Annotated in this window: 10 protein-coding genes; 1 reads left to right on the top strand and 9 read right to left on the bottom strand. The window is 39.5% G+C overall.

What is annotated here, in order from left to right; genetic code table 11:
• Window positions 1-158: 158 nt before the first annotated feature.
• The 8 genes from COD92_RS08655 to COD92_RS08620 all read right to left on the bottom strand — a co-directional run bounded on the left by COD92_RS08655 (window position 159) and on the right by COD92_RS08620 (window position 11,368).
• On the bottom strand, window positions 159-1,499 hold the full coding sequence (locus COD92_RS08655) for an NCS1 family transporter (RefSeq protein WP_098528267.1): 1,341 nt from the start codon (window positions 1,497-1,499) through the stop codon (window positions 159-161).
• Window positions 1,500-1,589: 90 nt separating this feature from the next.
• Window positions 1,590-2,336 carry an aspartate/glutamate racemase family protein gene (locus COD92_RS08650; protein WP_098528268.1) on the bottom strand — a complete coding sequence of 249 codons (747 nt, stop codon included), beginning with the start codon at window positions 2,334-2,336 and terminating at the stop codon, window positions 1,590-1,592.
• Between the two features lie 38 nt (window positions 2,337-2,374).
• Complete coding sequence (ncs1, locus tag COD92_RS08645; RefSeq protein WP_176541092.1) at window positions 2,375-3,787, bottom strand: NCS1 family nucleobase:cation symporter; 1,413 nt, start codon at window positions 3,785-3,787, stop codon at window positions 2,375-2,377.
• Window positions 3,788-3,903: 116 nt separating this feature from the next.
• Complete coding sequence (locus COD92_RS08640) at window positions 3,904-5,151, bottom strand: hydantoinase/carbamoylase family amidase (protein ID WP_098528270.1); 1,248 nt, start codon at window positions 5,149-5,151, stop codon at window positions 3,904-3,906.
• A 44-nt stretch (window positions 5,152-5,195) separates the two neighbouring features.
• The gene (locus COD92_RS08635) at window positions 5,196-6,986 is read right to left on the bottom strand and encodes a hydantoinase B/oxoprolinase family protein (RefSeq protein WP_098528323.1); all 1,791 of its coding nucleotides are present in this window, start codon (window positions 6,984-6,986) and stop codon (window positions 5,196-5,198) included.
• Between the two features lie 3 nt (window positions 6,987-6,989).
• Entirely contained in the window at window positions 6,990-9,062 is a 2,073-nt protein-coding gene (locus COD92_RS08630; protein ID WP_098528271.1) for a hydantoinase/oxoprolinase family protein, read from the bottom strand.
• Window positions 9,063-9,246: 184 nt separating this feature from the next.
• The gene (locus tag COD92_RS08625) at window positions 9,247-10,944 is read right to left on the bottom strand and encodes a sigma-54 interaction domain-containing protein (protein WP_098528272.1); all 1,698 of its coding nucleotides are present in this window, start codon (window positions 10,942-10,944) and stop codon (window positions 9,247-9,249) included.
• A 211-nt stretch (window positions 10,945-11,155) separates the two neighbouring features.
• The gene (locus tag COD92_RS08620; protein WP_098528273.1) at window positions 11,156-11,368 is read right to left on the bottom strand and encodes a DUF1540 domain-containing protein; all 213 of its coding nucleotides are present in this window, start codon (window positions 11,366-11,368) and stop codon (window positions 11,156-11,158) included.
• Window positions 11,369-11,551: 183 nt separating this feature from the next.
• Here COD92_RS08620 and COD92_RS08615 point away from each other — a divergent pair, with 183 nt between their 5' ends.
• The gene (locus COD92_RS08615) at window positions 11,552-12,448 is read left to right on the top strand and encodes a DMT family transporter (protein WP_098528274.1); all 897 of its coding nucleotides are present in this window, start codon (window positions 11,552-11,554) and stop codon (window positions 12,446-12,448) included.
• Window positions 12,449-12,486: 38 nt separating this feature from the next.
• On the opposite strand, the gene COD92_RS08610 is transcribed toward COD92_RS08615, so the two are convergent.
• Window positions 12,487-12,915 carry a MarR family winged helix-turn-helix transcriptional regulator gene (locus COD92_RS08610; RefSeq protein ID WP_098528275.1) on the bottom strand — a complete coding sequence of 143 codons (429 nt, stop codon included), beginning with the start codon at window positions 12,913-12,915 and terminating at the stop codon, window positions 12,487-12,489.
• Window positions 12,916-13,160: the final 245 nt, after the last annotated feature.

Raw genomic sequence — 13,160 nt, 5'->3', positions numbered from 1 at the left:
TACTTTCAACATTCTCTTCTTCAATTTACATGCCTATCTCTCTTTTTCTACAATTCTTACCTCTGTATTTTAGAAGTTCATATTGAAATAGTCCAAACACTAACTTTGAAATTTAAAAAAAGCATTCAAGGACGTATCCTTGAATGCCTTTTTCCTCCTTAGGAAGGGATTTCTACTTCATTATTAGATTTATGTGATTTATATGATGGGAAAACTTTATACCCTGCCCAGTATAAAATCGCACTTATCGGCATACTTACCATCCAGGAGATCGATAAGAAAAACACACCAATGACCCCACCAATAAGCAGTGAACCTAAACCTAACCAATTGTACTTAATATCCCTCTTGTAAAGGGCATCTACATCAAAGTTTTGCTTATGAACGAAGTAATAGTCCGCAATTAATATTCCAAGTAATGGTCCAAGGAATGCTGAATAAAATGCGATGAACGTATTAAATGCCGAACTGGTGATCAGTAACCATGGGAATGTAACAATACTTAATACTCCTACAATGATCACTGAAACACCCCAAGTAAAGTTAAATGTCTCCATCAATACAAGTGCTGGTGGTTTGATATTAATGGTTAAATTACTGGTAAACTGTGCTACTATTATAAAAATCATCATAGCGACCGCTACAATTGGATTAGGAATGACCGATACAATCGCTTGAACAGGATCCCAAATGCCGGTAGCTGCTGCCGCTAGGATTCCAATTACGAGCATGATGACAAACATTGGTACGATGCCAAAAAAGTGACCTATTGTGTTATAGCGTGGTTTATTCTCAAGATATCTTGCTAAGTCAGCATTATTAATAATGGCAGTGATTAAAACACCCACACATGCAGTTATTGCTGCAAAAAATGGCATTCCCCACGAACCAGTGGTATTCCAATTATCTGCGATCTTTAGTCCACCTACATTGATTAACTGTACCGTGATATAAATTAAAAATCCAAGAACAACTACTGATAAGAGCGAATCAAACCATTTAATCGAGTTAATCCCAAAATAGGCAATCGCTGTTTGAAGGACCTGAAATAGAATAAAATATAACCAGATGTTGCTATAACCCCAAATGGTTTCAGTAATATAGTCCGTAGCTGCTGCACCAATCCAGGAACCGATTCCATACCAAAATACTGCTGGTAATACCCTGATTAAAGAGGCAATCCTTGCTCCATTATATCCGAACGATGATCTTGCTTGAACGATAAAGGGGATACCATACTTAATACCAGGACGGGAGTTTACGATAAAAAGGTAGCCAATTAAAAAAGCGGAAATAACAGTGACGACACCCGCTTGAAACAGATTCAATTTTCCTGCAGGAGGTAGAAATGACTGTCCGACCATAAAAATTTGAATGACCACCATCGATGAAATCCACAACGTAATATAGGTGGTTAGACCAAATAACCTATTTTCATTGGAAACTGGGTTCAGTGATTCTCTTTTTGATTGGGATGTAATGTCTGTAGAATTAGCCATTTTTATAATTCCCCCACTACCTTAATTAGTTAAAAAAGTAGGATGCTCTTTTTTACGGAACATCCTATATAGATATATAGATTCGTTTCGTTATTTCTTTATTGAGCTATAACCAAAACTAGCTAACTTCCCGATATATTCCTTTTTCTCAGGATATTTATAGGTTTTTAATTTACTTGTTTTCTTGCCTAGATCAACAATCGATTCAGCAAACTTAACAGCGGCTAATACGCCATCAATAACTGGAACACCCAGTTCTTTTTCAAGACTATCCGCAAATTCGGCCATTCCCGCACAACCTAGCAGGATGGCTTCTGCATGGTCCTCCTCGACCGCTTTTCTTCCCTCTAACCGCAGCAATTCCATCCCTGCTTCTGGGTCTCTTTCAAAGTCCAAAACTCCCATAGGGGTGGTTCTAATATTCACGACACGCTTATGCATACCGTAAGAATCTACTAATTCTTCAAGCATTGTTTTGATCCTTGGTAAAACCGTTACTACGGAAAACCTAGCCGCTAGGATGGATGCTAAATAAACTGAGGCTTCTGCAATCCCTACAACAGGTTTATCCGTTACTTCCCTAGCTGCATGTAAACCTGGGTCGCCATAACAAGCGATGACAAAGGCATCGACTCCCTCTTCTTCACCTTTGATCACTTCTTCGATGACCCCTGGAATGCTCAAATACTCATCATAATAGGATTCAATCGATACAGGACCCATTTTAGGACTGACCGCAAGAATCTGTGTATCTGACCGTGCAGCCGACTTAGCCGCTTCCTCGATCCCCTTAGTCATCGCTATTGTAGTATTCGGATTAATTACTTTAATTTTCATACTCGTTCCCCCTATAAATTGAATTAATAGACTAATAACTATAATTTATGATTTACTTCTTGGACAATTACAGTACTGTTTGTTATTTCAGGCTGATCATAGATTTTGCATATCCAATATTTCATTAATGAATAGTATAGAATCCCCGAGATTAATAGTGCACTGAAAAATCCATAATCAGGCAAAAGGAAGACTGAAAGGCCTGCAGGAATATAACTGATAATCGCTGCGGGATTTACATTATTCCAATACTTGTATTGACCATTCACCTTATAGAGTTCACTGATATTCAACTGTCGTTTTCTAAGTAAATAATAATCCGTAAACATAATCCCAACGATTGGTGCTAGGGTGGCTGTAATCGCTAAAAGAATCTGTGGAACATAATCTGCGTAGTTCCATGGCTGAATCAACAGCCCGATCACACCAGCAATGATGGCACCTTTGGCAAATGATATTTTTCGAGGAAAAAGATTAACAATGATATATCCCGGCGGTAAAAGATTGGCACTAATATTAGTAGACCACTGTGCTAAAATAACAAACGCTAAACAAACAATTAACAACAATGGATTATCCTGACCCATGGTTTGAACCATTGCATCAATTGGATTCCACGTTCCTGTCGCGACACCACTAGTTAAACCAATAATGGTAAAGAGCAGCATAGAGCCGATTAATCCAAAGATATGTGCCCAAAAACTACCTTTATTGATTTTCCACCAATTCGTTTCACTACTTTCAAACTTAGTTTTCAAGAATCGCGTGAAATCAGGAGCATTTAAAGCCATCGTAATATAAGTACCCATCATTACAACAACCCCATATCCGAGAGATATGCCCCCTTCTCCACCTTTTGAAAAAATTTCACCAAAAGTGATATGATTTTCCTTCATAATGTACACTTGCAAGATAATACCGATGATAAGAATACTTGGTGAAGCTAACCACTCAAATTTGGTAATAGCCTCCATCCCCATTGCAGTATTAATAATTTGTACAGCACCAAAGATGATGATCAGTAAGGTAAGATTGGAGTATCCAGTTAGCATTTCCATGATCGTATTTAAGGCGTATGCCCCCATCCAGGTTTGAAACCCAAACCAAAAAATCGCTGGGATTGCTCGTATTAAAGCTGGTATATGTGTGCCTAAGTAGCCAAAACAGGCCCGTATATAAACTGCATAGGGGATTCCATATCTTACCCCTATATCTCCAAGAAGAGTTAAAAGAACGGCGACGATTAAATTCCCTAGGATGCAAGCGATGATAATTTGTGCAGGAGATAAGGCAGGATACAGTTGAGCTGCAGTAATAGGCGTGACAAGTTGAACCGCGATGCCAACCCATAGAATGAAGTAAGCTACAGCAGACATTGTTCTTTCACTGCTTGTAGATGGCATGATGTCCTTACCGGTTAAGCTAATTCCCTTTTCCGTTTCTTGACTCATGGAACTACCTCCCATTGATAGCTTTGTATTAATTAATAGAATTTTCAAAATACTAAAGCTATACCTTACCCTATTTCCTAAGCATGGCAGTCTGATCACTGCCATGCCAAGAAATATTAGATATAATTTAATACTGTTTCATAAAGGATTTCGGTTCCATTGACGATATCGGCCATTTCCGCCCATTCTTTCGGATTATGGCTAATTCCATCCCGACAGCGAACAAAAATCATTCCGATATCGGTTATCTCAGCTAATAGCATCGCATCATGACCAGCGCCGCTAACCATGATTGGGGCGGTAATACCTTTTGTTTCGCTAACCACGCTTAACCTATCTACAATCTCTTTGGAACACTCCACTGGGTCGATTTCCATATTACAATTAATCGTATAGGCCAAGCCTCTTTCTTTACAGATCTGCTTGAGTTTGGTTTCAATTTGATTAAAGACTCTGTTTCGTCGTGACAGGTTGATATCCCTCAAATCGAGTGAAAACTCGACCACATTTGGGATGATATTACTCCCGCCTGGATAGGCTTGGATAATGCCCACGGTGCCAACCGTTTGCTTTGCCGACTCGCCACTGCAAACCTTATCCACTTCTACGATTAATTCAGCTGCTCCTACGAGCGGATCATTCCTTAGGGACATAGGAACCGTTCCCGCATGACCTGCCACACCCTCCAATTTAATGGTATACCATGCCGGACCAGCAATTCCTTGAACAATCCCAACCGACTGGTTCGTAGTATCTAAGTATGGTCCCTGTTCGATATGCATCTCTAAATATAACTTAATCTCCCCATTAGTACGGATTGATTCTTCGAAACAATCCGGATTAATCCCGTAGCCAAAGGATTTAAGAGCTTCATATCTAGAAACATGGTTTTCATCCACTTTATTAAAATCTGCTTTGGTTATCTTACCAACTATGCCTCTACTTCCAAACAGGCCATCATTAAATCGAGAGCCTTCCTCTTCACAAAAGGCGACCACTTCAATTGGATGTTCATGGGCAAGGTTTGACAGAGAAATCGCATGGGCGATTTCGATTCCAGCTAAGACCCCAATGATTCCATCAAACCTCCCACCGTTTCGGACAGAATCGATATGTGATCCGATCATTACCACCGGTAATTGAGGGTTTGTTCCCTCTTTACGCCCGATCAAATTGCCAAAATGATCATGTGAAACGGTTAACCCAGCCTCCTCCATCCATTTGGATACAAGAATGTGAGCCTCTTTGTCTTCCTTACTTAACGCACGTCTCTCTACTCCATTTTGTTCGTTTTTACCAATCTCCCCCAGCTCCATAATGCGCGTATAGAGCCTTTCTCCATTTATTTTGCTTACTGTTTGCATTTCATACCCTCTTTTCCGGCAGCACTCCTGAATGTATGTTAGCTCTAATTATTTTTTCTTAGCGCATCTGTCTTGTCATAATCAATGGTCTCGTCATTGGTTATCACAACTCCATAATCTGAAAGAGCTTTCTCTTTCGTGATATATCCGTCAAAATAATCGGACAAGACTTTCTCTGGATTCCTTTCGAATGGGTCTCCATATCCCCCGCCACAAGGCCCGACTAACTGAATCGTACTTCCTGATGAAACCGTTCGATTGGGCAGCTTTGATGGCAGTTTCACGATTTCTCCTGTTTCCTCGTCGCTGATGGATAAACCGCCAACTGAACCTGATTTTCCATGATCAAATCCCCACGGTGCAAATTTGTGACCATCTGCTTCGACAGAAAAGCTTCCATCGCTTAAGAAGGTAACCTCGCGGACCGATCCAATCCCTCCACGCCATTTACCTGGGGCACTATAATGATCTCTGAGCTCGTAGCGATTTACTCGTAATGGATAGTGAGATTCGATATCCTCGATTGGGTTGTTTCGTGTATTAGCGTACAAAGTGTCAACGGCATCCATACCGTCCTTACCGTAACGACCGCCATAACTGCCTTCCATAATATCCATGTAAACCCAATAGTTTTCATCTTCGGTCTTCCCACTGAACGCGACTACTTGAAGGTTGCCGACTCCGGCACTTATTTGATGCGGAACCACCTGGGCCAATGCTTTCATGAGTGTATCTGCGACAATGTTCCCTGAGTTAAACCGGGCAATGGTCGGGGCTGGGAATATCGGATTACACATGGTTCCTTTTGGTGCCACTATGTTGATTGGCCGTGTTAAACCAGAGTTTTGCGGGAAGTTCCCGTATTTGGTGGAATCTAATAGAATAGATCTCAATGTTAAATAAATGGCGATATCAACTGTACCAACTAATGGCATGTTAATGGGTCTATCAGAAACCTGTGGTGAAGTTCCTGTTAAATCAACTGTTAATTCACTACCATTGACCTTCACAGTTACGGCAATTTTTAAATCCTTTTTAGATGGATCATCGCTGTCCAAGTATCCATCTAAAAACCCTTCAGCCGAATATTCGCCATCTGGCAGTTTGTTAATGGCATCTCTCATCATTTTTTCAGAGTAATTCATCAATTCCTCTGTGGCTCTTTCAACGGTTTCTAAACCATACTTTTCAATAATTTCGATATATCGCTGCGCCCCGATTCTAGCAGCAGCTATTTGGGCTTCCATATCGCCGACAACCAATTTAGGAGCCCGGATATTATCCATTAAAATATCCCAAACATATCGATTTTTAATTCCACTGTCGTAGACCTTGATGGCTTTAAATTGAAGACCCTCTGCATAAGCATCCACCGCATCCACAATGCCGCAGCTTCCTGGTGTAGAGGCGCCAATATCTAGGTGATGGGCGGTTGTAACTGAAAACCCAATGAGCTTATCTTGATAAAAAACCGGTATACAGAACCCGACGTCAGGCCCATGAGACGCGCCATGATAAGGAGAGTTATGCATAATCACATCCCCAGGTTGGAAAGTATCTTTCCTTTCCTCCATAATCTGTTGAATTCCCTTCACATAGCCTGGGATTGGACCGGACTGAAGAGGCGTACTATGAGATGATTCACATAATTGTTGTCCATTAATATCAACCAGAGCACAGCCAAAATCTTCTGATTCTCGGATAATACTAGAATAGGACATTCTTGCCAGCTTATGCCCCATTTCAATTGCCACGTTTTCTAAAGCCCCAAGCACAACCTGAACTGTGATAGGGTCAATCTTTTTTAATTCTGTTCCAACTTGAGTCTGTGTCATCATTTATACACCTACCTTGATAATCATATTTCCAAATTCCTCAATATACGCTGTACAGTTTGGCGGAATAACAGTTGTCGTATCTTTTTGAAGCACAATACAAGGACCAGCGAACTCTGTATCAACAGGAATTTTTTCTCTCTGATAAAACTTGGTTTCAACATTTTCAAGATTTCCGTCAATATTAAAAATTGTTGTACCTGTCTTAAGCAGTGCATCCACTAATTGATGCTGATGATGGACAGCTTGTTTCTCGATTTTTGGCATGTATCCTAGCCCTGTCACACGAATGTTGACAAATTCGATTGGGCTATCAAGGAAGTTATGGCCATATTCTGCCTTATGAATTTCATGGAAGTTATTTAATGCTTCAACGATGGTTTCTTTATCCAATACTCCACCTGGTAAGTCGACACGAAGCTCATAACCTTGACCTGCGTATCGACAATCCGCACTGCGGAGAACTTGAATCTGCTCTTCCTCTACGCCATCATCTTTTAATTGGCTAATAATTTGTTTCTCTAACGCTATAAAGTCTTCATTAAGCCCGATAAAATCAAAATGGGTGCTTATCATAAACTCTGTCTTGATTACGTCATATTTAAGGTCTGTTGTTAATAATCCAGTGGCTGAATTAATTCCTGGGTACAACGGTATAATGACCTCTGGGATATTTAAGATTTGTGCAACCTCTACGGCATGAAGTGGTCCTGCGCCCCCAAAGGCAACCAAGGAGAATTCTCTTGGATCCTCACCCTTTTGAATGGTTTTTTCCCGAATGGCATTGGCCATATTATTATTCATGATTTGAAGAATACCTTCTGCCGTTCTTTCTCTGCTTAAACCTAAATTTTCTGACAGCTCATCAATCACCTTATAAGCGGCATTGCTATATATTTTCATCTCGCCGCCTAGGAAATTGTGTTCATCAATTCGGCCTAGGACAACATTCGCATCACTAACGGTCGGCTTTGTCCCGCCATGACCATAACAAGCAGGACCAGGTCTTGAACCGGCACTTCTTGGCCCAACCTTAAAAGCACCACCTTCATTAATATGAGCGATACTGCCTCCACCTGCTCCAATCGTATGGAGGTCAATCATCGGAACCATTACTGGATATCCGGCAATCCATGTATCACGAGCAGATGATTCACTATATCCACTTCCGGTGATAATACCGATATCTGCACTCGTACCACCAACGTCAAAGGTAATTAACTTTTCTCTGTTCGTCAGTTCCCCTGCCCATGCACCGCCTAAAATTCCCGCTGCCGGACCTGAAAGCAGTGTGTTTACCGGTTTTTCTGAAACGGTTTTAGGTGTGGTCACTCCTCCATTTGAGCACATAATATGTAATTCAGCTGGGACTCCGAATTCTTTTAACCTCACTTCTAGGTTTTGAATATAACTTTTTACTTTTGGCCCAATAAAACCGTTTATGGATGAAGTAGTAAATCGTTCAAATTCACGAAACTGCGGCGAAACATCAGAAGAAATCGTGATGAATGCTTCTGGGTATTCTTCTTCAATAATTTCTTTTACTCTTTGTTCATGTTGTGGGTTGATATATGAGAATAAGAAGTTAACGATAATAGAATCAACGCCTGACTCCTTTAAAGTAGCGACTGCGCCTCGTACTTCTTCTTCATGAAGCGGTGTAATAACCTGATCCTTAGCAGGACCCATTCTCTCAGAAACAGTTAATCGGTGTCTTCTTTGAACAAGTGGGCGATCTTGCCATGGAATTTCCTGCATAATGGAATAGTTTTGCGGACGCTGGTGTCTGCCAATGTGAATGATATCCCGATATCCCTTTGTGGTAATCATTCCCGTTTTTGCCCCATCATTCTCGAGAATGGCATTGGTTGCAATTGTTGTCCCATGAAACACGTGGTCTATTTCTGTCCTGTTAATGTTTTGACGTTCACAGAGCTCCAGAATCCCTTGGACAACACCCGTGGATGGATCTTCCAATGTAGTTGGAACTTTATGAATGGCAGTGATTCTTTTTTCCGTGTCTGTAAAGATTACATCAGTAAATGTTCCTCCGACATCTACGCCAAATAATTTCATTCACTGTTACCTCCTTATTTTGCTTACACTTTTATAATTGCAAGAAGCATGCCAAGTTTAAGAATGCTATATATAAAGACTTTTGAATCCTGCGTTTTCTATGTAATTGCATTATTGCAACGAATAAAATTCTAAATTTTCAAAAAAACGACTTAATAGTAGTGGATAATAAAAAATTGCAATTTCACAATTGAAATTGCAATTTTGCAACGTTAATGTTGTATTTCCTCACTTTCCTTGTGATTGTCGATGCATCCACGCCCAACTTGATACTTGCTTCCTTCATGGTCGATGACGTCTCTAGAACCTGCAAAAGAATCTGTTTCTCATATCGTTCCATTTCTTTCTTTAGATTCAAGCCGTTCCCTATCTTTCTCGTTTTTGACGCATAGGATGGCAAAAATTGTTCAGGGAGATGTTTCATTTCTATACATTGATCCGGAGCGGTGACGATTAACCTTTCAACCGTGTTCTGCAGTTCACGGACATTCCCTTTCCATTCAAAATCTATAAAACTTTGAATTACTTCTGGGTCAAAGGATTTGTTTAATCTATATTTTTGATTAAACATCTCTGTGAAATGATTAATCAAGAAAGGAATATCCTCCTTACGATCCGATAAGGAAGGAATGTTGATTGGAATCACTACCAAGCGATAATATAGGTCTTCCCGGAATGACCCCTTTTTCACCATTTCTTCTAGGTTACGATTGGTTGCCGCTATAAATCGAACATCGACTTGAACGGGTTCTGTACCTCCAAGAGGAGTGAACTGTTTCTCTTGTAATAACTGCAATAATTTCGCTTGCAGGCTAAAAGGTAATTCTCCAATTTCATCTAAGAATAATGTTCCTTTATCAGCTGCAAGGGCCAACCCTTTTTTTCCTTCTTTATTTGCCCCGGTAAAGGCACCTTTCGTATATCCAAACAGCTCCGATTCCATAATACTCTCTGGAATCGCTCCACAGTTCACCTTAATAAAAGGGGATTTTTTTCGATTGCTTAATTGATGGATGGTCCTTGCTAATACTTCTTTGCCGACACCTGTTTCACCATGAAGATAAATCGTTGCGTCTACATTGGCCACCCGGCAAACTAGCTCATAAACCTTTTCCATTGCTCTCGATTTGACCACCATCTCTTTATTCTGTTTTGTTAGATGGCTTAGCTCGTTCTGATAGTAATCTAGTAATGTTCTTGTTTCTTCCAGCTTTTCATGAAGATTAGATATTTCTGTAACATCTTTAGATATATTGATTATTTTATTTAATGTTCCATCATCATGAAAGATAGGATGCCCTTCCACCATTAAGCGGCGTCCTGACTTAGTGGTTTGATGCATCGTAATTTTACGCTGTTTTTCTAAGACCTGTTGTGTGGAAGAAACATTAATAACCCCTGCTTTTTCTAAGCTATTGGTAGATTTCCCAACTAGGTCAACTTCTCTCACTCCAAAAAAGTGCTCACAAGTGTTATTTACCCGTAATACAATACCATTAGCATCTGTAATCGTGACCAATTCACCACTTAGGTTCATGATAGCTTCTAACTCTTGCTTTAACTCTATGACTTTAGGTAAATGATTGACAAAACCCTGAAAAATCTCTTCCTGAAAAATTAGAATGGCACCTAAATCTTGCTTTACTATTGGAAAATTCATTAACAGCATTCTTTCATTCAGGTAATAATTTGTGAACTCAATATTTCCTTCTTTAATGACCTTAATGATCGTACTACCGGGTAATAAATCTTGAATATTTTTGGATTTGTGTAACTCAAGGAAACCTTCACAAATTTCGTTGGCAAACGTTATGTATCCTTTACTGTTCACTACTAAAAGTCCAAAAGGTAGTTTCTCAGCAATATCTTGTGAATCAAACATTAACACCCCTCCTTTTGATAAAAGAAGTATCTGAATTTTCGATATTTTTATACTATATTCTATCTTATTTTTTTGATTTTTTATACCAATAAGGCAGAAATGAGCAAGATTGTGTATGAATAGGTCAAGATAGGTATCTTTTTAATCCATGCCAATCAAAAAGAGCATTCATCAGACCAAATCAAATGAATGCCCCTTTCTACTAACTAATTCAACTCCGCTTTGGCTTAAATGTTTTACAACAAGTCATCGCCGAATGGTCAGCTGTATCTTGATGATTCTTTTCACCTAACTCGGCAGACATTTCGGTATCATATCTTGCATGGCTATCCAGTTCAACCATAATTTTATCAGCAGTACAGACATTTCCATCTCCATAAAATGTGCAGTTCGAGATTGCACATGAAACTTCTACTTTGGGCATTTTAGTACCTCCTTTTTGTTATACCTTTGATAGCTATTTTTTGCAAATGTCGATATTTCATTCAATGTTGCAATTCCAATATCTCTCAAGTAATTATTTTCTGCTGGTTTTAAATGATATAATAAAAAGCGTATGACCTTAACGGTCTAAAAGGTAATTTGTGTTTATGTAAAGGGGATTTTTATGAATAAAAAAGCACTTGCTATGGCAATGATAACGGTAATCATATGGGGCTCTGCGTTTGCTGCCATCCGCGCAAGCCTGCAAGGTGGATATTCATCAGGCCACTTAGTGTTATTTCGCTATTTAATTGCCTCTGTTTCGTTTGTTATTTACGCATTTCTTCCCGGAGTTAAATTCCAACTTCCAACCAAAAAAGACTGGTTTAGAATTTTAATTTTGGGTTGGATAGGGATCAGCACCTACCATATAGGTGTTACCTTTGGTTCTCAAACCGTATCGGCCGGTACGGCAGCCATGCTTGTTGCGTCTTCACCAATTTTCACCACCATTATTGCCATGTTTGTGTTAAAAGAGCGGCTTGAGGTAATGGGATGGATTGGACTTTTCATTGGTTTTACAGGCATAGCCATTATAACCATGGGCTCAAATGACACATTTACTTTTTCTTCGGGAATCATCCTTATATTAATCGCGGCAGCGGCCACTTCTGTTTTCTTTGTTTTACAAAAACCGCTCTTTGATCGCTACAAGCCCATTGAATTGACAGCCTATTTTACATGGGCCGGCACACTTCCATTTCTAGTTTTCTCTCCTGGGCTGATTGAGGGGATTCAGCATGCAACATTACAAGCAAATTTGTCAGCCATCTACGTAGGAATATTCCCGGCAGGCATCGCTTATGTTACTTGGGCTATAGCTCTTTCGATGGGAAATGCCAGCTCTGTTTCAACCATTCTTTACATTGAGCCTGTATTTGCCATATTAGTAGCTTGGGTTTGGCTGCAAGAATGGCCAAGCACCCTCTCTATTGTGGGAGGAATCGTTACCGTTTCGGGTGTATTATTGGTAAATCTGTTAGGTAAAAAGAAAACAGTTGGTATGACAATTAACTATTAATCTATAAAGTGAAAAAAATTGGGGATTATAGCCAAATGCTATAATCCCCAATCCAATTTTAGTATCTCTTTAAGCAGTGTTACCTGTTCTGCTCCAATTTGATCTGCAATTTTCCTCTCTAGTTCCGCCTTTAACGTCTCGTTTTTGACATAACAATCTTCGCCAAATGCTGTTAACTCAATGCATTTTTCTTTTTTATTATTCTCTACATTTTTAATTTCAACTAATCCTTTAGACTCCAGGCTTCTAATAAACTTATGAGTCGCTTGGCGTGAAATATCTACATTTTTTGAAACAGCTGATATGGTTGGCTGTTTTTTATAAATTCTTGCCATAATAAACCATTCAGAATTCGAAATGGATACTTCACTGTTATCATTCCACAGTTTTTCTGTTATTCTTCGAAGTTGGACATGCCGCTCACTGATTGAATCAATTAAATCTAAGTGTTGTAATTCAGCGTTCATCCCTATCACTCCAATCATTATATCGCCACTACTATACAAAACACTCCGGACATTGTCAATTAGATTGACAAACAATCAACCAAATTGTAAAAATGGGACCCTCTTTTAAGAAAGTCCCATTTCTTCTATAAACATTTCCTTTTAGGGATTACATCCATTAAACCTCTGTTTGTGACATAGCCCCTACAGCTAGAAAAGCCCCCTCATGCAAGATGAGTAAGGGCATTTCGGTCGTTCAATCAACT

Source organism: Bacillus sp. AFS037270 (genome assembly GCF_002585305.1).
This window is presented reverse-complemented; position numbering and strand designations above follow the sequence as displayed.